21 protein-coding genes and 3 pseudogenes are annotated in these 19332 nt (G+C 64.2%); 7 read left to right on the top strand and 17 right to left on the bottom strand.

Features of this window, described 5'->3' with window-relative positions:
- Position 1 precedes the first annotated feature (1 nt).
- The 10 genes from nirD to FJ979_RS28450 all read right to left on the bottom strand — a co-directional run bounded on the left by nirD (position 2) and on the right by FJ979_RS28450 (position 10776).
- A complete protein-coding gene (nirD, locus tag FJ979_RS28495) occupies positions 2 to 331 on the bottom strand; it encodes a nitrite reductase small subunit NirD (RefSeq protein ID WP_140522291.1) in 330 nt (109 codons plus the stop codon).
- A gap of 211 nt (positions 332 to 542) precedes the next feature.
- Positions 543 to 2993, bottom strand: a complete 2451-nt coding sequence (gene nirB, locus FJ979_RS28490) for a nitrite reductase large subunit NirB (RefSeq protein WP_140584387.1) — start codon at positions 2991 to 2993, stop codon at positions 543 to 545.
- Between the two features lie 20 nt (positions 2994 to 3013).
- A complete protein-coding gene (locus FJ979_RS28485; RefSeq protein WP_140496177.1) occupies positions 3014 to 4315 on the bottom strand; it encodes a nitrate/nitrite transporter in 1302 nt (433 codons plus the stop codon).
- A 68-nt stretch (positions 4316 to 4383) separates the two neighbouring features.
- The gene (locus FJ979_RS28480) at positions 4384 to 4704 is read right to left on the bottom strand and encodes a hypothetical protein (RefSeq protein WP_140496176.1); all 321 of its coding nucleotides are present in this window, start codon (positions 4702 to 4704) and stop codon (positions 4384 to 4386) included.
- 210 nt (positions 4705 to 4914) lie between these two features.
- The gene (locus FJ979_RS28475; protein WP_181168328.1) at positions 4915 to 6141 is read right to left on the bottom strand and encodes a CmpA/NrtA family ABC transporter substrate-binding protein; all 1227 of its coding nucleotides are present in this window, start codon (positions 6139 to 6141) and stop codon (positions 4915 to 4917) included.
- A gap of 2 nt (positions 6142 to 6143) precedes the next feature.
- On the bottom strand, positions 6144 to 6746 hold the full coding sequence (locus FJ979_RS28470; RefSeq protein ID WP_140496174.1) for an ANTAR domain-containing response regulator: 603 nt from the start codon (positions 6744 to 6746) through the stop codon (positions 6144 to 6146).
- A gap of 124 nt (positions 6747 to 6870) precedes the next feature.
- Entirely contained in the window at positions 6871 to 7203 is a 333-nt protein-coding gene (locus FJ979_RS28465; RefSeq protein ID WP_140496173.1) for a hypothetical protein, read from the bottom strand.
- A 112-nt stretch (positions 7204 to 7315) separates the two neighbouring features.
- Complete coding sequence (locus tag FJ979_RS28460; RefSeq protein ID WP_140513604.1) at positions 7316 to 8116, bottom strand: endonuclease/exonuclease/phosphatase family protein; 801 nt, start codon at positions 8114 to 8116, stop codon at positions 7316 to 7318.
- A 107-nt stretch (positions 8117 to 8223) separates the two neighbouring features.
- A complete protein-coding gene (locus tag FJ979_RS28455) occupies positions 8224 to 9687 on the bottom strand; it encodes a phosphatidylserine/phosphatidylglycerophosphate/cardiolipin synthase family protein (RefSeq protein WP_140584385.1) in 1464 nt (487 codons plus the stop codon).
- A gap of 120 nt (positions 9688 to 9807) precedes the next feature.
- The gene (locus FJ979_RS28450; protein ID WP_140584384.1) at positions 9808 to 10776 is read right to left on the bottom strand and encodes an ABC transporter ATP-binding protein; all 969 of its coding nucleotides are present in this window, start codon (positions 10774 to 10776) and stop codon (positions 9808 to 9810) included.
- Here FJ979_RS28450 and FJ979_RS28445 point away from each other — a divergent pair.
- The 3 pseudogenes from FJ979_RS28445 to FJ979_RS33495 all read left to right on the top strand — a co-directional run.
- Positions 10773 to 10931, top strand: a pseudogene (locus FJ979_RS28445) (extracellular solute-binding protein); the annotation flags it as partial. The gene FJ979_RS28450 and the pseudogene FJ979_RS28445 sit on opposite strands and share 4 nt — an antisense overlap.
- A pseudogene (locus tag FJ979_RS33500) lies at positions 10930 to 11085 on the top strand (carbohydrate ABC transporter permease); the annotation flags it as partial. The pseudogenes FJ979_RS28445 and FJ979_RS33500, both read left to right, overlap by 2 nt.
- A gap of 76 nt (positions 11086 to 11161) precedes the next feature.
- A pseudogene (locus FJ979_RS33495) lies at positions 11162 to 11359 on the top strand (extracellular solute-binding protein); the annotation flags it as partial.
- Between the two features lie 43 nt (positions 11360 to 11402).
- Here the strand turns inward: FJ979_RS33495 and FJ979_RS28430 are convergent.
- The 6 genes from FJ979_RS28430 to FJ979_RS28410 all read right to left on the bottom strand — a co-directional run bounded on the left by FJ979_RS28430 (position 11403) and on the right by FJ979_RS28410 (position 15500).
- Positions 11403 to 12557 carry an extracellular solute-binding protein gene (locus tag FJ979_RS28430; RefSeq protein WP_246679381.1) on the bottom strand — a complete coding sequence of 385 codons (1155 nt, stop codon included), beginning with the start codon at positions 12555 to 12557 and terminating at the stop codon, positions 11403 to 11405.
- On the bottom strand, positions 12554 to 13474 hold the full coding sequence (locus tag FJ979_RS28425; protein WP_140584405.1) for a sugar ABC transporter permease: 921 nt from the start codon (positions 13472 to 13474) through the stop codon (positions 12554 to 12556). Before FJ979_RS28425 ends, FJ979_RS28430 begins: the two co-directional genes overlap by 4 nt.
- Before the next feature lie 23 nt (positions 13475 to 13497).
- Positions 13498 to 13668, bottom strand: a complete 171-nt coding sequence (locus FJ979_RS28420; protein ID WP_181181818.1) for a hypothetical protein — start codon at positions 13666 to 13668, stop codon at positions 13498 to 13500.
- Between the two features lie 14 nt (positions 13669 to 13682).
- On the bottom strand, positions 13683 to 13877 hold the full coding sequence (locus FJ979_RS32710; protein ID WP_181181817.1) for a hypothetical protein: 195 nt from the start codon (positions 13875 to 13877) through the stop codon (positions 13683 to 13685).
- Between the two features lie 79 nt (positions 13878 to 13956).
- Positions 13957 to 14745 carry an SDR family oxidoreductase gene (locus tag FJ979_RS28415; RefSeq protein WP_140584383.1) on the bottom strand — a complete coding sequence of 263 codons (789 nt, stop codon included), beginning with the start codon at positions 14743 to 14745 and terminating at the stop codon, positions 13957 to 13959.
- Positions 14742 to 15500, bottom strand: a complete 759-nt coding sequence (locus FJ979_RS28410) for a FadR/GntR family transcriptional regulator (protein ID WP_140584382.1) — start codon at positions 15498 to 15500, stop codon at positions 14742 to 14744. The genes FJ979_RS28415 and FJ979_RS28410 overlap by 4 nt, the downstream gene beginning before the upstream one ends.
- Before the next feature lie 133 nt (positions 15501 to 15633).
- On the opposite strand from FJ979_RS28410, the gene FJ979_RS28405 reads away from it, so the two are divergent.
- From FJ979_RS28405 to FJ979_RS28390, 4 genes are read left to right on the top strand one after another with little or no spacing between them, the layout of a single operon-like run.
- Positions 15634 to 16773, top strand: a complete 1140-nt coding sequence (locus FJ979_RS28405) for a mandelate racemase/muconate lactonizing enzyme family protein (protein WP_224684726.1) — start codon at positions 15634 to 15636, stop codon at positions 16771 to 16773.
- A gap of 52 nt (positions 16774 to 16825) precedes the next feature.
- Positions 16826 to 17692: a DUF6772 family protein gene (locus FJ979_RS28400; protein WP_140522704.1), complete on the top strand. Its 867-nt coding sequence runs from the start codon at positions 16826 to 16828 to the stop codon at positions 17690 to 17692.
- Positions 17692 to 18027: a hypothetical protein gene (locus FJ979_RS28395; protein WP_140496164.1), complete on the top strand. Its 336-nt coding sequence runs from the start codon at positions 17692 to 17694 to the stop codon at positions 18025 to 18027. The genes FJ979_RS28400 and FJ979_RS28395 overlap by 1 nt, the downstream gene beginning before the upstream one ends.
- Positions 18028 to 18080: 53 nt before the next feature.
- Entirely contained in the window at positions 18081 to 18869 is a 789-nt protein-coding gene (locus FJ979_RS28390) for an SDR family oxidoreductase (RefSeq protein ID WP_140584381.1), read from the top strand.
- 141 nt (positions 18870 to 19010) lie between these two features.
- Here FJ979_RS28390 and FJ979_RS28385 read toward each other — a convergent pair whose 3' ends face one another.
- Entirely contained in the window at positions 19011 to 19313 is a 303-nt protein-coding gene (locus FJ979_RS28385; RefSeq protein ID WP_140584380.1) for a DUF982 domain-containing protein, read from the bottom strand.
- Between the last annotated feature and the right edge of the window lie 19 nt (positions 19314 to 19332).

Here is a 19332-nt window from a genome sequence, read left to right as displayed (position 1 = left end):
GTCAGGCCGCGCGGCTTGCCAGCGCTTCGAGCGCGATGAACAAACGCTCGCCCTCGATCTTCACCGGAATGGTGCGCACCGCGCCCTCGTCGGCGCCGAGCGCCTTGCCGGTCTCCAGCGAGATGACCCAATTGTGCAGGGGGCAGGTGACCGCCGCGCCATGCACGATGCCCTGGCTCAGCGGCCCGCCTCTGTGCGGGCAATGATCGTCGATGGCGAAGACCTGATCCTCGGCGGTGCGGAAGATAGCGATCTTGCCCTGCGGCGTGGCAACACAGCGCGCGCCCCGGCGGGGGATGTCGGACAGGGAGCCGATCGGTGTCCAGGTCATTGGGTCGCCTTTACTTGATACGAATGCGCCCAGGCGCCCCCCTCTGTCCTGCCGGACAATTCCCCCTCAAGGGGGGAGATCGGCAGTTTTGCTGATGGCGTCCGTTCTGCGAAGTTGGCGATTGGCAAAGGCCGTTGTGGCATCCAATCTCCCCCCTTGAGGGGGAGATGGCCGGCAGGACAGAGGGGGGTGGCTCGCGCGAACATCTCCATCACTCCGCCGCCTCCGCGAACCCGACCGAGGCCATCGGCCGGAACTCGTGCTTGTCCTTGCCTGACACGCGTTCCGACCACGGATCGACCTGGGCGAATTTCTGGGAAAAGACGAAGCGGTCGTAGAAGGCCTTGCGCTTGTCGCCATCGTTCATGATCTGGCGCTTGATCTCGGCGATGCCGACGCGCTTGGCCCATTTGTAGATGCGTTCGAGATAGCGGGCCTGCTCGCGGTACATCTGCGTCAGCGCCACGATATGCTCCAGCGCTTCGTCCTCGGTCTTGACCAGGCCAAGCACTTCGGTGCCCTTGATGTCGAGGCCTGCCGCACCCGCGAAGTGGATCTCGTAGCCACTGTCGACGCAGATGACGCCGACGTCTTTGCAGGTCGCCTCGGCGCAGTTCCTCGGACAACCCGACACCGCCATCTTGACCTTGGCCGGCGTCCACGAGCCCCACATGAATTTCTCGATGCGGATGCCGAGGCCGGTGGAATCCTGCGTGCCGAAGCGGCACCAGTCGGAACCGACGCAGGTCTTCACCGTGCGCAGGCCTTTGGCATAGGCGTGGCCGGAGACGAAGCCGGCCTGGCCGAGATCGGCCCACACCGCCGGCAGGTCTTCCTTGCGGATGCCCAGCATGTCGATGCGCTGGCCGCCGGTGACCTTGACCATCGGGATATCGAACTTATCGACGACATCGGCGATGGCGCGCAGTTCGGCGGCATTGGTGACGCCGCCCCACATGCGCGGCACCACCGAATAGGTGCCGTCCTTCTGGATGTTGGCGTGGACGCGCTCGTTGATGAAGCGTGACTGGTAGTCGTCCGCGTATTCGTCCGGCCAGTCGCAGACGAGATAATAGTTGAGTGCCGGCCGGCATTTGGCGCAGCCGCAGGAGGTTTTCCATTCCAGTTCCTGCATGATCGCGGGAATGGTCTTCAGCGCCTTGGCCTTGATCAGCCGGCGCACCTCGTCATGGCCGAGCGTCGTGCAGGAGCACATGGGCTGTACGGCGGCCGGGTTGTACTTGTCGCCGATGGTCAGCACCATCAGTTTTTCGACCAGCCCGGTGCAGGAGCCGCAGGAGGCCGACGCCTTGGTGTGCGCGCGCACGTCGTCGAGCGAAGTCAGCCCCTTGGCCGCGATCGCGCCCGTGATCTTGCCCTTGCAGACGCCGTTGCAGCCGCAGATTTCCGCATCATCCGGCAAGGCTGCAACGGCCGCCATAGGGTCCAGTGGGGCACCCCCCTGGTAGGACTGGCCGAAGATCAACGTATCGCGCATTTGCGATATGTCTGTTTGCTTCTTCTTGAGGTCGTTGAACCAGGCGCCGTCCGCGGTCTCGCCGTAGAGCACGGTGCCGATGATGCGGTCGTCCTTGAGCACGAGGCGCTTGTAGACGCCGGCCGCCGCGTCGCGCAGCACGATCTCCTGGCGGTCCTCGCCCTCTGCGAAGTCGCCGAGCGAGAACAGGTCGATGCCGGTGACCTTGAGCTTGGTCGGCGTGTCCATGTGGACAAAACCGACCGCCTCGTCGGCGGCGAGCTGGCGGGCGGCGACGCGGGCCATCTCGTATAGGGGGGTGACCAGCCCATAGATCTGGCCGTTGACCTCGGCGCATTCGCCGAGCGCGTAGATGTCCGGGTCGTTGCTGCGCATGCCGGCATCGACGACGATGCCTCTGTTGACGGCGATGCCCGCCTCCTTCGCCAGCGCTGCGTTCGGCCGGATACCGACGGCCATCACCACCAACGTCGCGGGGATGACGGTGCCGTCGACGAGTTCGACCTGCTCGACCTTGCCGTTGCCCGTGATCGCCTTTGTATTGGCCTTGGTGACAACCTTGATCCCGCGCTGCTCGACGGCGCGCTGCAACAGATAGCCTGCCGCCGGATCGAGCTGGCGCTCCATCAGCGTCGGCATGACATGCAGCACGGTGACGTCCATGCCTTGCGCGTTGAGGCCCGCTGCTGCTTCCAGTCCGAGCAGTCCGCCGCCGATGACCACAGCCTTGGCGCGCGACTGGGCCGCGAGCATCATCGCCTGGACGTCGTCGAGGTCGCGATAGGTGAGAACGCCGGGCAGGTTGTGGCCGGGCACCGGGATGATGAACGGCACCGAGCCGGTGGCGATGACGAGCTTATCGTAGGGTTCGGTGACGCCGTGGTCCGACGTGACGGTCTTCGCTGCGCGGTCGATGGCGACGATCTTGTGGCCCTTGTAGAGGGTGATGTTGTTGGCGATGTACCAGCCGTCGCCATGGATGATGATTTCTTCGTAGGCCTTCTCGCCCGAGAGGACCGGCGACAGCATGATGCGGTCGTAATTGACGCGCGGTTCCGCGTTGAAGATGGTGACGCTGTAGCGGTCCGGCGCCTGTTCCAGCAGGTGCTCCAGCATGCGCCCGGGGGCCATGCCGTTGCCGATGATGACGAGTTTTTGGGTCATGTTCCTAATCCGCTCCGGTGTCACTCTGCAGCATAGGAAAGGGTCGACGCCTTGGTTGATGCGGCCCGCCCCATCCGCCTGACGCTGACATGCATCCAGGCAAAGCAGGCGACGACGAGGACGAAGAGCAGCATGAAGCAACTCGACCAGACGCCGGTGAGATCGTTCAGCGCGCCAAAGGCGATCGGCAGGATGAAGCCGCCAAGGCCGCCGATCATGCCCACGACGCCGCCAACGGCCCCGACGCTCTGCGGATAGTAAGCCGGGATATGTTTGTAGACGGCGGCCTTGCCGAGGCTCATGAAGAAGCCGAGCACGCAGGCGACGGCGATGAAGGCGAGCGGGCCGATCTCGAAATGGAAGGCGATCGGCCCGCTGATGCCGCGCACCACATAGTCTGCCGAGGGGAGAGACAGCACCAAGGTCGCGACGGCACAAACGGAGAAGGTCCAGTAGAGTACGGTACGAGCGCCGACGCGGTCGGAAAGCACTCCGCCATAGGCGCGGAAGATGCTCGCGGGAATCGAATAAGCCGCGCCGATCATGCCGGCGGTCGCCAGCCCGAAGCCGTAAACGCCGATCAGGTAGCGCGGCAGCCACAGCGACAGCGCCACGAACGCACCGAAGGAGAAGAAGTAATAGAAGGCGAAGCGCCAGACCTGCGGGTTCTTCAGCGGCGCGAATTCCTGCCAGAAGCTCCTCGCAGGCGTGGTCTTGCCGGCGCGGCGCTCGCGAATCACGGGATCGTCGCCGGTCGTGAACCAGAAGATGGCGGCCATGATGACGAGTGCTGCCGCCCAGATCAGCGCGACCGATTGCCAGCCCCAGGCGAGAAGCACGAAAGGCGCCAGGAATTTGGTGACAGCGGCGCCGACATTGCCGACACCGAAGATGCCGAGCGCCGTGCCCTGCCTGCCCGCCGGGAAGAAGCGCGAGACATAGGCGACGCCAACGGCGAAGGAGCCGCCGGCAAGCCCGACGCCGAGTGCAGCGATCAGCATCTGTCCGTAAGTGTGCGCAAAAGCGAGCAGGAAGGTCGCTACCGCCGCAGCGAGCATGGTGGCGGTGTAAACCAGCCGTCCGCCATAGCGGTCGGTCCAGACGCCGAGCACCATGCGCACGAGGGAGCCGGTGAGGATCGGCGTGCCGACGAGCAGGCCGAACTCCGTCTCGTTCAGCCCAAGTTCCTGCTTTATGCGCACGCCGATGATGGAAAAGATCGTCCACACCGCAAAGCAGACTGTGAACGCGATGGTGGACATCACGAGCGCCTGCCGGGGGGCATTGTCCTGGCTGGGCGCGGCTGGGAGGATTGCGGTCATGTCAGGCTCCGGTTTGCGATGGAGAAGCACCGCGCGTGTTTTCTTGATCGATGGTCAGCGGCGCGGCATCAGCGCGGCGAGCTTGGCGCGTTCACTTGGGCACCTTTGCCCTCGGCCACGGCGCCAACCGGGAACAGCATCTTCGCTGCGACGAACAGCGCCGCCGCCAGCGCGCTGCTGGCGACAAAATCGCGGCGCGTGAAATCCTTGAGGGTTGTTCCAGTTCCGATCCGTTTCGTCATCGTCGTCTCCGGTTGGGCGCTGCCTGGGACCAGCACCGTCGATTGCGTGTTCGGCCAAACAAAAAAGCCGCCGGCCAGGTCTTCGCGTCCGGGAATCCGGATCGCGTCTTGACCTGAGCGGCAGCTTTGCCTGTGGGCGCCCGCCATTGGACGCCTGTTCCGTGACCCACTAAGGGTCCGGTTATTTCAATGCAGGAACCGTGCCAGTCTCGCCTTAGAAAGGAATTTCGAATGAATTCAGCTGAATAGCCGATTCACGGGCAGATCCGGCCACCAGGTGACAAGGCCAAACATTGGTCAGCTACGCGATCAGTCCGCATAAATTTTGTGCAATGCACAAGAATGGCGCGGAAATGATCACCCTGGCCGCTGCGCCCCGATATAAGCGTCGATCTGGTCCGGATCGAAGATGCGGCCGTCGAAGAAACCGTCGGGGCCGAGCACCAGGCTTGCCCCGGCCGAGCCGACGGGCGTTGCGATCTTCAACGCCCCCTCGACCTTGGCATTGGCGCCCGGCAGCGCTACGCCGAGCGGCTTCAGCGCCGCCCGATAGAGGTCGGGCCGGTAGCAGTCGCGGGCGACGGCGAGGTTTTCAGGCGTGTGCGCGATATCGCCCCAGCGCACCATCTGGGTGTAGAACCACAGCGCATGGCTCTTCCAGGGAAAGTTCGCCGCCTTGTCGAACGGAACGAAGAAGTCCTCGACGTTCCGCTCGGCGGCGCTGCCGAGGCGGAGATGTCCGGTCAGGACCGGCATCTGGATCTCGGTGGACTGGCCAAGGAAGCCGGGCTGCGCCATCAATGCCGCCAGTTCGCCTCGATTGGCCGGGTCCTGGCACCAGCGGGCGGAGTGGTGCAATGCCCTGAGCAGCGCCGCCAGCGCCTCCGGCTGCGCTTCGGCCCAGGCCTTGCGCGCACCGATCACCTTTTCGGGGCTGTTGCGCCACAGCAGCGCCTTGACGGTGACGATATGGCCGGTGCCGGCCGAGACGGAGGCGCTGTTCCAGGGTTCGCCGACGCAATAGCCGTCGATGCGGCCGGCGGCCAGCGCGTCGGCCATGAAGGGCGGCGGCACGATGACGATCTCGATCTCGCCGTCCGGGTCGATGCCGCAGGCGGCGAGCCAGTAGCGCAGTTCGTAATTATGCCCGGAATGCGGATGCACGACGGCGAAGCGCAGCGGGTCGCGGCCGGCCGCCGCGCGTTCGCGGATAAACGCGCCGAGCGCCGCGCCGGCGCGGGCCGGATCGAGATCCGATACGGCGCCGTGCGCCGCCATGCCTTCCCAGACGGCGTTGGAGATGGTGACGCAATTGCCGCCGAGGCCGAGCGAAAAGGGCACGATCGTCTCGGATGCCAGCGGCGTGAGCCCGAGGTTGCAGGCGAGCGGCATCGGCCCAAGCATATGGGCAAGGTCGAAATGGCCAATGGCGATGCGGTCGCGGATGTTGGCCCAGGAGGTTTCGCGGTGGAGGACGAGATCGACGCCTTCGCGCGCGGCAAAGCCCATTTCGCCGGCCGCGACCAGCACGGCGCTGTCGAACAGGGGCATGAAGCCGGCGGTGATCTGATGCGCAGCTGTCATGCTCATTCATCCTCCAGCGGCCCGAGCAGCCCGGCTGTCGTCACCAGGCTATGGGCGATGTCGCTGATCTTGCGGTTCTGGTTCATCGCCGTCTTGCGCAGCAGCGTGTAGGCCGCGTCTTCGCTCAGACCCCGCGATTTCATCAATATCCCCTTGGCGCGGTCGATGACCTTGCGGTTCTCGAGTTCGCTGCGCGCTTCCTCCAGTTCGCGTGCCATGCGCGAAAAGGCGTTGAAGCGGCTGACGGCCATGTCGAGGATCGGCTTCACGCGTTCCTGCCTGAGGCCATCGACGACATAGGCGGACACGCCGGCATCGACCGCGGCCTCGATAGAGGCCTGGTCGGAACGGTCGACGAACATGGCGATCGGGCGCTTCACCGCGCGCGACAGCTGGAACATGTTCTCCAGCATGTCGCGGTTGGGGTTTTCGAGGTCGATGACAATCACGTCGGGTTCGATCTCGGCGATGCGGCGCGCAATGCCCGCCACGTCATGGACGACGGTCACCCGCTGATGGCCGGCCTCGCGCAGTCCCGCCTCGATGATCGAGGCGCGGATACGGTTTTCGTCGATCACCAGGACGGCTAGGGAGGATAGGACCATGCCCCGCATTGTGGGCAAGGTCGCGGAATTGTGCAATGCGGCATAGCCAGTGCAGCGGAAGGGGCGTGGCCGCAGCTTACCGCATTGCAATCAGGCCACGCAGATGCACTTCAGCGATCCTCGGTCAGGTGCAGACACGAACCTCTTCGATCACCCTGTGATGGTGGCGCCAGTGTTTCACCAACTCGATGTGGCAGCGGTGGTGACGATGGTAGCGGCGGTATTCGCGGTCGCTGTAACGAACATCGCTGTCCTCGTCGTCGTTATAGCGATTGTCGATATAACGCTGGCGATCGTGATGGCGGCGCACGACGACCTCGCCATTGTCATAGTCGTCGTCGGGCGAATACTGGGGCTCGTCGCCGGACTGGATGGTGACGCTCGCGGCCTGCGTCGGCGCAATGACGGAAGCCGAAGCGGCCAACGCCATCATCGAGGCCAGGAAAAAGCTTCTCATGTCTCGTCCTCCTGTTGTCCAAGCCATATCAACTCGCAAAAGGAGCCGCCGTTCCGATACCGCCCTACACGCTTTCCAACGCGGTCGACATCAAGGCGTTATCGGCGCGTGGCTACAGGCGGACAAAGGCGGTCAGCGGCAGATGGTCGGAGGCGACCCGCGACAGCGGCGTGTCATGCGCTTCGACGGCCGCGATCATTCCGTGCCGGTTGGCCATGATGCGGTCGAGCGCCAGCAGCGGCAGGTTCGAGGGGAAGGTGGGAACAGCCGGAGGCAGCGGTCCAAACGTCAGATGCAGCGTGTTCAGCGCGGAGCGGTTTCCGAGGCGCCATTCGTTAAGGTCGCCGAGCAGCAGCGTCGGCTTCTCGTCGGGGCTGTTCATGATATCCAGGACGACCTGTGCCTGCTGCGACCGCGAACGGCGCAGCAGGCCCAAATGCGCCGCGATGACGCGCAGGGACTGGCTTCCGTCGAGGTCGATTTCCGCCACCAGAGCGCCACGCGGTTCCAACCCGGGAAGCCTGATCTGATGCACGTCGCGCACGACGCCCTTTTTGAAAAGCAAGACGTTGCCGTGCCAGCCATGGCCCTTGCCGGTCGCCGAAATCGGCACCGGCACCAAGCCGGTTTCCAGTTCGAGCCGGGACAGGTCGAGAAGTCCGGTCCGGTCGCCGAAACGGTTGTCCGCTTCCTGCAGGGCGATGACATCCGGGTCGATCTCGCGGATGACGCGGCTGGTGCGGTCGGGATCGAACTTGCGGTCGACGCCGATGCATTTGTGGACATTGTAGGAGGCGACCAGCGTTCCGGTGGCGTCCGCCTTGTTGGTCGACGTGGCATTGGCCTTCCGCATCCGCTTGTCGCGAATGGACAAAAGCATGCTTGCCGGCAGGCTGCGCCCGTTCACCCGCATCGTTTGCCCGCCATTCCTGCTGCTTGCACCATGCACCTCAAAGAATAGAACCTTTCGGCATCTGTTCCATCATCGATTTCAAGCTATCTGGCAAACACGTCCTTTTGTTAAAGATAGGGCGAGCCCAGCCACAGGATGCGATCGAACAGACGGATGACGAATGGCCGCGCCCGCAATGCTTCCAGCGTGACAGGGACGGCTGTCTCGATCGCCGCCGCGATCCGCTTTTCGACCTCGCTGGCGAAGCCGGCGTCGAGTACCTCCAGGTCGATCTCGAAATTGAGCCGTAGCGACCTGGCGTCAAGGTTGGAAGACCCGACATAGGCCCATGCACCATCGATCGAAAGCAGCTTCGAATGGTCGAAAGGTCCTTCCGTGCGCCAGACGCGGCAATAGTGCTTCAGAACCTGGTCGAACTGCGCCGTCATCGCACGGTCGACAAGGAAAAGATTGTTCACCGCCGGCACCACGATGTCGATTTCGACACCGCGTCTTGCCGCGGTCGTCAGGGCGCTGATCAGTTCGCGGTCCGGCAGGAAATAGGGCGACATGAGGCGGATCGATTTGCGCGCGACGGAGAAGGCGCCGATCAGCAGCTTGTGATTGGTCTCGACGCTGGCGTCCGGGCCGGACGCGACCGCCCGCACCAGCATGGGCGTGGCGGGCGCCGGCGACAGCGGGGCAATTCGCCAGGCATCGCCCTTCAGCGCCTCGTTGCTGGCGAAACGCCAATCTTCGGCGGCAACCGAAAAGAGGTCGGCTACCACTGGACCGGTCACGCGAAAATGCGTGTCCCTGGAACTGTTGGAGCCGGCAAACTCGGCGGAAAAACCCTTGCGAATGTTCATGCCGCCGGTAAAGGCAACCGTGCCGTCGACCACCAGGATTTTCCGGTGGGTCCTCAGATTGGCATAGGGCAGGTGCAGGCCCATGACGATGTTGCCGTTGAAGAGCCCGGCGGTGATGTCGGCGCCGCGCAGGTGGCCCAATATGCTGGGCACGGAATAGCGGGCGCCCACGGCGTCGATCAACACGCGCACGCTGACGCCGCGCCGGACGGCCCGGGCAAGGGATTCCACGAAGAGCAGGCCGACGGGGTCATTGTCGAAAATATAGGTTTCGAGCAGGACGCTGCGTTCGGCGCCGTCGATGGCCGCGCACATCGCGGTATAGGCTTCGTCGCCTGTTTCCAGGACCGTGATGGCGTTTCCCGGATGAAGCGCGCGCCGCGCGACCCTGTCGCCCAGCGTCCTGAGGCCGATGAAGCGCGGCCCGTATCGTTCGATGATCAGGGCCTCCTCGGCGGCAATGTCGCGGTCGTGCCTGGCGGACGCCAGATCGCCGGCAAGCGAGCGCTGTGCGCTGATCGAGGCGCGACGGATGCGGTTGATGCCGGCCACGGCATAGATCAGCACCCCCAGGATCGGCGACAGCACCATCACGCCGACCCAGCCGGTGGCGGCCCGGACGTCCTCCTTGGTCATGACGGCATGGGCAATGCCAACGCTCGCGATCATCACCGAGATGATCGCCAGGATTTGAGGCCAGTGAGTCGTCAGGCTCTGCAGCATGGCCGGAACTATCCAGCGAGCGGGTACAGAAGGCAATGCGGCGGGTCATTCGCCCGTTCTCATGCTTCCGCGGGTCATCGCGTCCGCACGCCGGCTACGCGCTGGCCATTCCTGATCGCGTCAGACCGCGCGGCCCTCGCCGTCGAAGAAGTGCAGGTTCGTCGGGGCTGCGTCCAGGCCGATCTCGGCGCCGATCTCGGGCGCCGTTCCTTGATTGTGGATGACAAGACAAGTCTGGCCCGCGTCCAATTCCACGTGGATGAGCGTGACGGCGCCGGTGTATTCGGCAAGCTTTACCTTGCCGCGCAGCGTGGCGGACGAAGGCTGGGCCAGCGACAGGTGCTCGGGCCGAACGCCGATCGAGACGGCCGCCGCAGGCACGGACGCCCCGTGGGTGATTGGCCGCCCATCGGCGAGCGGCAGGATGTTCATCTTCGGGCTGCCGATGAACTGGGCGACGAAAATGGTTCGGGGGCTGTCGTAGAGCTCGCGCGGCGAGCCGACCTGTTCGATCCTTCCGTCGCGCAACACGACGATCTTGTCGGCAAGCGTCATGGCCTCGATCTGATCGTGGGTCACGTAGATCATCGTCGTCGACAGGCGCTGGTGGAGCGCGGCGATCTCGGAGCGCATGTGCACACGCAGTTCGGCGTCGAGGTTCGAAAGCGGTTCGTCGAAAAGGAAGACGTCGGGATTGGCGACGATGGCGCGGCCGATGGCCACGCGCTGGCGCTGCCCGCCCGACAGCTGACGCGGGAAACGGTCGAGCAACGGCTCGAGCTTCAGCGTCGCGGCGGCCTCCGAGACGCGCCGGGCGCGCTCGCCGGCCGGCACTTTGCGGACCTTGAGGCCGAAGCCCATATTGTCGCGGACGGTCAGGTGAGGGTAGAGCGCGTAGGACTGGAACACCATGGCCACGCCGCGCCTGGCCGCCGGAACCTCATTGACCAGACGGCCGCCAATGTGGAGTTCGCCCTCGCTGAGATGCTCGAGGCCGGAGATCAGCCGCAACAGCGTCGACTTCCCGCATCCCGACGGGCCGACGAAGACCACGAACTCGCCATCCTCGATCTCGAGATCGACGTAAATTCGAGACCGTTCCGGTCGCCGACTACACGCAGAAGCTCACTTTCCAGGTCGCCGGGGGCAACGCCCCCGACATCGCCTGGATGATGGAGGATGCCGCACCCGCCTTCGAGAACGCCGGGCTGCTAATGGACATCGGCCCGACGCTCAAGGCGGCTGGCGCTGTCCAACTTCAACGACAGCTACGGCCTGCCCTTGTGGAATCTGCAATTGGCGGCGACCAGCCTGGCCGTGGTTCCCATTCTCATCATCTATCTGATCGCCCAGCGCCAGATCATCGAGAGCTTCGCCCTCTCCGGCGTCAAGGGATAAGGGGAGTCATGACAAAGCTTCTGCTCAAGGACATCCGCAAGCGGTTCGGAACGGTCGAGGTCATCCGTGGGCGACCGAGGGATACAATTTCGACGATTTCTCCCAACCGGCCATGGCGCTCTGGCAGAAGGACGGCAAGGTCTACGGCGTGCCCTTCTCCACCTCGCCTTTCCTGATCTACTACAACAAGGACATGTTCGACAAAGCAGGTGTCGAAGATCCCAACCAGCTCGCCGCGAAAGGCGAGTGGAACATGCAGAAATTCCAGGAGGTCCTCTTCCTCGAGCCGCTGATCTTCCTCAGTTCGCTCGAAAAGTTCACGTTGCCGCGTCGCTCTCCAGGACGCTCTTGCGGGCCGGCGGAAAGAACTGGGCCATGACAGCCACATTGTCCTTGCTGGTCATGTCGGCCACCAGTTGCGCGGCAAGCTCCTTGTTCTTGCCGGACGCAAAGACGGTCAGCGCGGCCTGGCCGATGACCGGAGCCTCGCCGGCCGGTCCCGAAGGCAAAGGGGCGATGCCCCATTTGAAGCCCGCCTCGGGCATCTTCGAGGCTCGCGAGATCTGGTTCACGGTCATCGCCGAATTGCCGGAGAAGTAGTCGCCCTGCTCTCCCGGCGGCACGATCGACTTGTCCTTGAACACCATGTCGTGGAGCTGCTTGATGGCAGCCACCGCTTCAGGCTTGTCGAGGCCGCACTGGCCATTGGCCCAAAGATCGCCGCCATAGGCGCGCACAGGGGGCAGCAAGGCGTGCGTCATGCGCGATGCGTAACCTTCGCCATCCTTGAACTCGAAGCCCCATTTGCCGGGATTGGCCTCGGTGACTTTCTTGGCAGGTTCCACGAATGCAGAAAGGTGATGATCGCAACCGCGGCGAGCGCCGGCCGCGCCATGGGCAGGGCGATCTTCAACCAGACCGCCGAACCGCGACAGGCCATCCATCTTGCCGGCTTCTTCGAGTTCCCTGGGTAGCGCCAGGAAGAACTGACGCATCAGGAAGGTCGCCACCACGCCCTGCGGGCCGAAGACCGGCAGAAGGATGAGCGGCCAGTGCGTGTCGATCAGGCCCATGGCGCGGATCAGGAAGAAGTTAGGGATGATGGTGACCTCTTCCGGCACCATCAGCGCCATCACCAGGAACAGCATCAACAGCCCGGCGCCGGCAAAGCGGATGCGCGCCAGCGCGTAGCCCGCGAGCGAGGCAATGAACAGGGTCAGCACCGTCGCCGTCGCGGCGATATAGAGCGAGTTGAAATACTGCCGCGCGAAGGGCTGATAGGTGAACACTTCCGCGAAGTTCTCGAAGCGCCAGACGCGGGGAATCAAGGTCGGCGCGCCGAAGATTTCGGTGGTGCTCTTGAAGCCGCCGGAAATCATCCACAGGAACGGGAACACGAAGGGCACGGCCAAAAGTAGCAGCGCCATGGTCCAGCAGATGCGATAGAGAATCTCGGTCCGGGGCGGGGTCACTCCATCTCCTTCCGCCGCAACATCACCTGCACGAGGGTCAGCGCCATCACGATGACGAACATGATCAGGGCGAGCGCGGCCGCGTAACCGACGTTGAAGAATTTGAAGCCTTGCTGATAGATGTAGAAGGCCAGCACCAGGGTACCGTTTTCCGGGCCGCCGCCGGTCATCTGGTAGATGTGGTCGAACACCTTGAACGAGCCGATCGTCGTCAGAACCATGATGACCAGCGTCGTCGGCGCGAGCAGCGGCCAGGTGATCATGCGAAAGATCTGCCAGCGCGAGGCACCTTCCAGCGCGGCTGCCTCCTCGTAGTCGCGCGGTATCGACTGGAGCGCCGCGATGTAGAGGATCATGTTGAGCCCGACCATCTTGATGACGCGGGTGACGATGACGGCCGCCATCGCCCAGTTGGGCTCGCGCAACCAGTTCGGGCCATCGATGCCGATCCAGGCGAGCATCTGGTTCACGGCGCCGCCTTCGCCCTGCAGCATGAATTTCCAGACGATGGCCCAGGCGATCGCCGATGTGACCACCGGCGCGAAGAAGACCGTGCGAAAGAAGACGACGCCGAAGAACGGCCGCGAAAGCGCAAGCGCGAGGGAGAGCGCCAGCGCCATGTTCAGGGGAACGAGCCCCAGCGCGAAGATCACGGAATTGCGCACGACATGCCAGAAGTCGGGGTTCTCCAGCAGCGCATTCTGGAAATTGCGAAGCCCGACGAAGGCCGCCTGCTGGCTGAGCAGGTTCCACTCGGTCGTCGAATAATAGAAGATGGCGACCAGCGGCCCAAGGAAGAAGACCAGGAAGCCGATCAAGGTCGGGCTGACGAACAGCCATGCCTCCAGCATCTCCCTGGCCTTCAAGCTCAGCCACGGCGCGCTGGCAGGGCGCGCCGCATTGTCCCGGGATGCCATGCCGGCCATGAACCGAGATCCTGTCAGAGCAATGGCTGAATGGCGGCGCAGACGCCCTTCAGCGCCTCTTCGACATTGGCGTCGGCCCGCCACAGCGCGTCGACGCGCGGCGCCATCGCGGCGAATATCTGCGGCACATGCTCATGCGAAGGGTGAACGCGGCCGTTGACGATCGCTGCGGCGATGCTTTTCATCTGCTCGGGCGGGATCAGCTTGTTGGAGTTGACGAAGGCGCCGTGACGCCCGGATGCTTGGCGATGAAGCCCTGGGCGATGCCGTTCAGCATCTTGAGGTGGGCCTCGCTGCCCGTCCACACGGTCACTCGGAGTTCCTGGGCCAGCGAGTGCGCCGACAGGGCGCACAGCGCCAAGGTCGATAGTGCAAGTTTGATTGCGGTCTTCATGGTTTCCTCCCGAAACGCCGATGGTCCAATCAACAACTGCGGGCGCGCAACGAACGGGCCGGCAGGCGGCGGCGACTTGTCATGCTGTTGTCCCCGGCAGCGCGCTGGGCGCGTCGCCGATCGTCCAGCCGCCGTCGACGGGCAGGTCAGCCCCGGTGACGTAGCGGGCGGCGTCGCTGCACAGAAAAACGAAGGCGCCGACGAGGTCGTCGGCCTGGCCGTGGCGGCCGGCGGGAATCTTCGCCGCGACCGCTTGGCGGAAGGCTGCGTCCCGGTAGCGCTCGGTGGTTGCCTCCGTCTCGATCGCGCCGGGCGATACCACATTCATGGTGACGCCATGCGGCGCAACCTCGCGTGCCATGGCGCGCACCGCCGTAAGTTGCGCCGCCTTCAGCGAAGCATAGACGATCGTTTCCGCGCGCGGACGCCTCGCCATCACGCTGCCGGTCGCGACCACGCGTCCCCATCCGCGCTTGGCCATGGCGGGAACGAGCCGCGTGGCCAGGGTAAGCAGGGCCGTGAAGTTTGCCGCCACATGGGCCTGGATATGCGCTTCGTCGATCTCGCTCCATGCACGGCGCCGCTCGATCGCGCCGTTCGAGACGAGGATGTCGATGGGCCCGGCGCCGGCGGCTTCATCGGTAAAGGCCGACATTGACTTGCTATCGGTGAAATCGGCCTCGAGAACCGCGGTGCCCGGGCCGATAGCGGCAGCCGTTTCGCGCGCGCCGGCGGCGTCACCGAAGTGATGCAGCGCGACGCTGGCGCCATGCTGCGCCAGGGCGATCGCAACCGCGCGCCCGATGCCGGAGCTGGCGCCGGTCACCAGCGCCCGCCGTCCGGCAAGGGAAAAACGGTCCTTGCTCACGGCGACGGCTCCCCGAGCTTGCCGGCCACCTCGAACGAGGCGATGTCGGCCGCGTCGAAATGCTCGTGAATGCGCCGGTCCGCGAGATCGGTGTCGCCCGTCACGATCGCGTCGTAGATCGCCTGGTGCCGTTCGACGGTCGCCCGCCAATCCGCTTCCGTGCGGTTGGAGCGCTGGGAGAACAGTTCAGAAACCTCGCGTTGGACAGACCGCATCCCTTCCATCTGAATACGGATCATGGAGTTGCCCGTGGCCGTCGCGAGGCCGAGGTGGAACAGAATGTCGGCTTGCGTGAAATCGCCGGGCCTGCCGATGCCGGCGTGCATGTCGAGCACGGCCTGGCGCATCATTTCCAAGCCGCGCGGATCGCGGCGCTCGGCGGCCAGCTTGGCTATGCCAACCTCGATGACGCGGCGCATCTCGTTGGCTTCCTGAAGCCGCGTCAGGCTCGAACGGACCGCATAGGCGTAGATGCGCTCCATCGGCTCGCCGCTGAGTGCCTTGGCGCGGGCAACTTTTCCTTGCTGCGTCGAAACGAGGCCGGCGCTGGTCAACTGGCGCAGCGCCTCGCGTGCGATGGGCTTGGAGACGCCGAATTCCCTGGCGATCTCGCCTTCCGGCGGCAGCGCTTCGCCAGGCGCGATGCGTCCGTCGAACAACGCCGCGGCGATCGCATCCGAGACGCCGTCCGCGAGGCGGGAAGGGCTCGCGAGTTTCGCAGAGAAAATCGGCTTGCGTGCTTCGTCCAGGGGCATTCGGAATCCTTTCCGAGCTCACTAGCACGGTTTTCCCGAACATAGCAACTAAGTTTTTTGGTTGCTAAGTTTACAAGTGAAAGCTATGAAGGCGGTGCGAGAGGACCAAGGGAGAAATCTGGAGCCGATGCACGTGAGCGATCCAATCGCGGCGGGGCCGCTGAAGATTGCCGAGGTGATTGCCCATCCCCTCAGCCAGACATTGCCCCGGCCCACGGTCACGTCCTGGGGCGTCTATGAAAAGGTCTCGCTGGTCCTGGTCGAAGTGCGCACGAGCGAGGGCATTGTCGGCGTAGGCGAAACCCTGGCGCGGTTCTCGCCCAAGGCTTATGTCGAGCTGATCGAAAGCTCGCTCAAGCCGCGCCTGCTCGGCCAGGACGCGCGCAACATCGGCGCCCTATGGCAGTCCATGCGCCGCGCGCTTTCGGGCAGGGCGGGCGGCGTGCTGATCGAGGCCATCGCCGGCGTGGACATCGCGCTATGGGATATATTGGGCAAGGCGACCGGGCAGCCGATCGCGAAGCTTCTCGGCGGTGTCGGACGCGACCGCATCGACGTCTATGCCGCCGCGGTCAACTGGGTCGACGACGATGCCGCCGACGCTGAACTCGATCGTTATCTCGGCGAGGGCTTTACGCGCATCAAGGTTAAGATGGCGCGGCCCGTGCGCGAAGCCTGCAAACGGATCGAGCGCATCCGCAAGCGCGCCGGCGATGCGATCGGGCTCTGCGTCGATGCGAACTGGGCCTACAATCTGGACGAGGCGGTCGAGGTAGGTCGTGCGCTTTCGGCAAACGGCTATTTCTGGTTCGAGGAGCCGCTGCAACCGGAAAACGAGCAGGGTTATGAGGAACTGCGCCGGCGCTGCGACGTGCCGCTGGCCGCGGGCGAGAGCAATTTCACGTTGGACCAGGCGCAGCGCCTGATCGCCAACCGGACGTTGTCCGTGCTGCAGCCCGACGTGGCGCGCGCGGGCGGCATCTCCGAGACGCGTCGCATGGCCGACTACGCCGCGGCGCATGATGTCCGCTACGCGCCGCATATCGGCATGTCGGGCATCGTCTGCGAGACCGCAAGCGTCCATCTGGCAGCCGCGATGCCGAATTTCGGCGTCATGGAGTGCGAGTGCGACGCCAGCCCGTTCAAGACCAGTCTGGCCGATCTCGCGCCCGGTTGCGTCAGGCAGAAGAACGGCACGCTGGACGTCCCGCAGAAACCGGGGCTCGGCATAGAGATCGACTGGGACGCCGTCAAGAAACTGAAAGCCGGATGAGGCCGAGATGAAGAACCAGGTTCCAAACCAGGGCGCTGACCTCGCCGAGGCGATGCGGCTGGCGTTGTTGCGCGCGGACCCCGCGCTCAGCCGCTTCGACCCGCTGCCGCGGATATTGTCGTTCGACGATTTCGCGCGCGGCCATTGCGGCTGGTCGCAGCTTGTCGGCAACTATGAGGACGATCTGGACACCATGCTGCCGGGCTACGCGCAACATACCAGCGCCATGCTGTCGACGCTCGCGCACTGGGACGCCGGCTCACACGGGGGGATGGATTCATCCTATGCGTTGAAGGTTGCGACACGTCCCGCGCCGGGAGCCCGCAACGTCGCCATCAAACGCCACACATTCAGGAAGCGCGGACCGATCCGCTTCGAAATGTATTTCACCTTCAAGCCCGAAGCTAATGCGCTGAAGCTGTCCGAAACCGATGTGCGCTCCGTCGGCTTCCTGTTCGACCTGCAGGGCGGAGACCAGGATGGCAACAGCGATCGGGTCATGCCGCATCTGCGCTTTTTGAACGCGCTCGACGGCCAGCACTTGCAAAAATGGCAATACAAGCGCGAGACCGAGAAGATCATCCCGATCGGCAGCGACGACAAGACGATCAGCCACTATCACCTGTCGCCGGAGGGATGGCTCGACCTTCCCGGCGGATCGCAGCGCCTGTGCTACAACGAGATCCCCACCAAGGTGAACTGGACTTATCTGTGCTTCGATTTCGATCTGGAATCGATGACGGCGCTCGGGCTGCGCTGCAACGATCGCAGCTTCGATCTCTCGGGATTCGATTCGATCCGCATTCCGGCGATGAAGAACCTGTGGTGCATGCTCAATTTCGGCCTCTTCGCTGAAACCGACGTTGCCAAACGGGCCTTCCTCTATGTCGATTCCATCTGCATTTCCGGAGACTTCTGATGCTGCCCGAGAACATCACCGCGGTCGTCTCGCGCAACGAGCGCTGGCGCGGCGAGGCCGCCAGCGAGCCTTACGAGGCAGGATGGGCGCGCGAGGCGATCTTCTTCGTGCGCGCGTTGAAGCAACCTGTCGGCCCTGCGGCAACGGCGTGGATCGAGATCTCGCCGGATGGAATGCACTGGCTGCGCGAAGGCACCGAGTTTGTCATGCCGGCCGAGCGCGACGGCATGGCAATGGCGCGGCTTAGCCATTTTGGCAACTGGCTGCGCGTCGCGGCGCGTTTCGACAGCGGCGCGGAGTGCAGCGTGCTCGTGACGCTGCACCTGAAGGCCTGAACACGCCTCGCCAACCTTACCGCCGGCCAACCCTTACTGTTCACGGAGACATCATGATGGGCCCCTATGCGACGTTTGCCCAGGACAGTTTTGCTGGCAAGACCGTGCTGGTGACCGGTGCCGCGAGCGGCATGGGTTTCGAGACCGCCCGTGCCTTTCTCTCCAAGGGCGCCGAGGTCGTGATGTGCGACCGCGATACCGAGGGGTTGGCGAAGCGCCATGACGAATTGAGCGGAACGGCCGGGACACCACCGCACAAGGTGGTGGCCGACATGGGCGACCCCGACAGCATCGCGCGCATGTTCGACTATTGCGACGCCAGGCTGGCGCGGCTCGACAACGTCGTGACCTGCGCGGCGATCATCACTGCCAAGAGAATCGCGGAGCAGGATTGGGCGCACTGGCAGCGCGTCCTCGGCGTCAATCTGCTGGGCACCTTCTTCACCGTCCAGGGGGCGGTGCAGCGCATGCAAGGCAATGCCGGCGGGGGGAATATCGTGTGCGTGGCCTCCGACGCCGGTGTGCATGGCGGCGGCGGGCTCATCGCCGACACCGCCTATGCGGCGTCCAAGGCCGGCACGCTGTCGCTGGTGAAGTCGGTTGCGCGCGAATTGGCGGGAAAGAAGGTGCGCATCAACGCCCTCAATCCGGGGCCGACCGATTCGCCGATGCATTCCCATATCGACCAGGCTCTCAAGGACCGCATCGCGGCCAATTTGCCGATGCGCCGCATGGGCCGGCCCGACGACATGGCCGCCGCGATCCTATTTCTTTGCTCGGACGCCGCGAGCTTCGTCTATGGCGCGGCGCTCGACGTTGATGGCGGCTCGATGTTCCGCTGACCGGCACCGCCAAGCATGGTGACCGGCGTTAGCACCGGTCACCGCGCCCTGCCGGCGGCACGACCTACGGAATTAGGCGCTCTCCATGACTTTGCTCGGAACCTGACATACTTGAAACCGAAGGTTCGGCGAACGTTCTCCTCAGGCGGAAATGCCGCCTCTGCCCGTCTTGATCCCCGCCATCCAGGGTATGCAGGTCGAGACGTCTTCAAGGATCCTGGCCGAGCGCGCAAAGCCGGCAAAAGCATCGCGTGCCAGCGAGGCTGGGACATGGCCGTCATAGGCGCGTTGACACGCGCGCAGGGCGGTTTCGAAAATCGGGCCTCTGCGGTTCCGGGGCCAATTCTGCAGAAACTCGAATGCATCTTCGAGGCACGCTACTTCCTCGATCATGAAATCCCCGTTCTTCACCAGAACAGGCTGCTCGAACATTTTGTCATTCATGAACTTCCTCCATTGGCTG

Origin of the sequence: Mesorhizobium sp. B1-1-6 (assembly GCF_006443035.1) — a bacterium.
Classification (GTDB): domain Bacteria; phylum Pseudomonadota; class Alphaproteobacteria; order Rhizobiales; family Rhizobiaceae; genus Mesorhizobium.
Note: the sequence above shows the minus strand (reverse complement) of the source record. Positions and strands in the feature narration are given on the sequence as shown.

What these genes read in the sequence shown, in the direction of transcription:
- nirD (WP_140522291.1), bottom strand. Translation starts at nt 331, where the DNA reads ATGACCTGGACACCGATCGGCTCCCTGTCCGACATCCCCCGCCGGGGC.
- nirB (WP_140584387.1), bottom strand. Translation starts at nt 2,993, where the DNA reads ATGACCCAAAAACTCGTCATCATCGGCAACGGCATGGCCCCCGGGCGC.
- FJ979_RS28485 (WP_140496177.1), bottom strand. Translation starts at nt 4,315, where the DNA reads ATGACCGCAATCCTCCCAGCCGCGCCCAGCCAGGACAATGCCCCCCGG.
- FJ979_RS28480 (WP_140496176.1), bottom strand. Translation starts at nt 4,704, where the DNA reads ATGGCGGGCGCCCACAGGCAAAGCTGCCGCTCAGGTCAAGACGCGATC.
- FJ979_RS28475 (WP_181168328.1), bottom strand. Translation starts at nt 6,141, where the DNA reads ATGACAGCTGCGCATCAGATCACCGCCGGCTTCATGCCCCTGTTCGAC.
- FJ979_RS28470 (WP_140496174.1), bottom strand. Translation starts at nt 6,746, where the DNA reads ATGGTCCTATCCTCCCTAGCCGTCCTGGTGATCGACGAAAACCGTATC.
- FJ979_RS28465 (WP_140496173.1), bottom strand. Translation starts at nt 7,203, where the DNA reads ATGAGAAGCTTTTTCCTGGCCTCGATGATGGCGTTGGCCGCTTCGGCT.
- FJ979_RS28460 (WP_140513604.1), bottom strand. Translation starts at nt 8,116, where the DNA reads ATGCGGGTGAACGGGCGCAGCCTGCCGGCAAGCATGCTTTTGTCCATT.
- FJ979_RS28455 (WP_140584385.1), bottom strand. Translation starts at nt 9,687, where the DNA reads ATGCTGCAGAGCCTGACGACTCACTGGCCTCAAATCCTGGCGATCATC.
- FJ979_RS28425 (WP_140584405.1), bottom strand. Translation starts at nt 13,474, where the DNA reads ATGGCATCCCGGGACAATGCGGCGCGCCCTGCCAGCGCGCCGTGGCTG.
- FJ979_RS28420 (WP_181181818.1), bottom strand. Translation starts at nt 13,668, where the DNA reads ATGAAAAGCATCGCCGCAGCGATCGTCAACGGCCGCGTTCACCCTTCG.
- FJ979_RS32710 (WP_181181817.1), bottom strand. Translation starts at nt 13,877, where the DNA reads ATGAAGACCGCAATCAAACTTGCACTATCGACCTTGGCGCTGTGCGCC.
- FJ979_RS28410 (WP_140584382.1), bottom strand. Translation starts at nt 15,500, where the DNA reads ATGCCCCTGGACGAAGCACGCAAGCCGATTTTCTCTGCGAAACTCGCG.
- FJ979_RS28400 (WP_140522704.1), top strand. Translation starts at nt 16,826, where the DNA reads ATGCGGCTGGCGTTGTTGCGCGCGGACCCCGCGCTCAGCCGCTTCGAC.
- FJ979_RS28395 (WP_140496164.1), top strand. Translation starts at nt 17,692, where the DNA reads ATGCTGCCCGAGAACATCACCGCGGTCGTCTCGCGCAACGAGCGCTGG.
- FJ979_RS28390 (WP_140584381.1), top strand. Translation starts at nt 18,081, where the DNA reads ATGATGGGCCCCTATGCGACGTTTGCCCAGGACAGTTTTGCTGGCAAG.
- FJ979_RS28385 (WP_140584380.1), bottom strand. Translation starts at nt 19,313, where the DNA reads ATGAATGACAAAATGTTCGAGCAGCCTGTTCTGGTGAAGAACGGGGAT.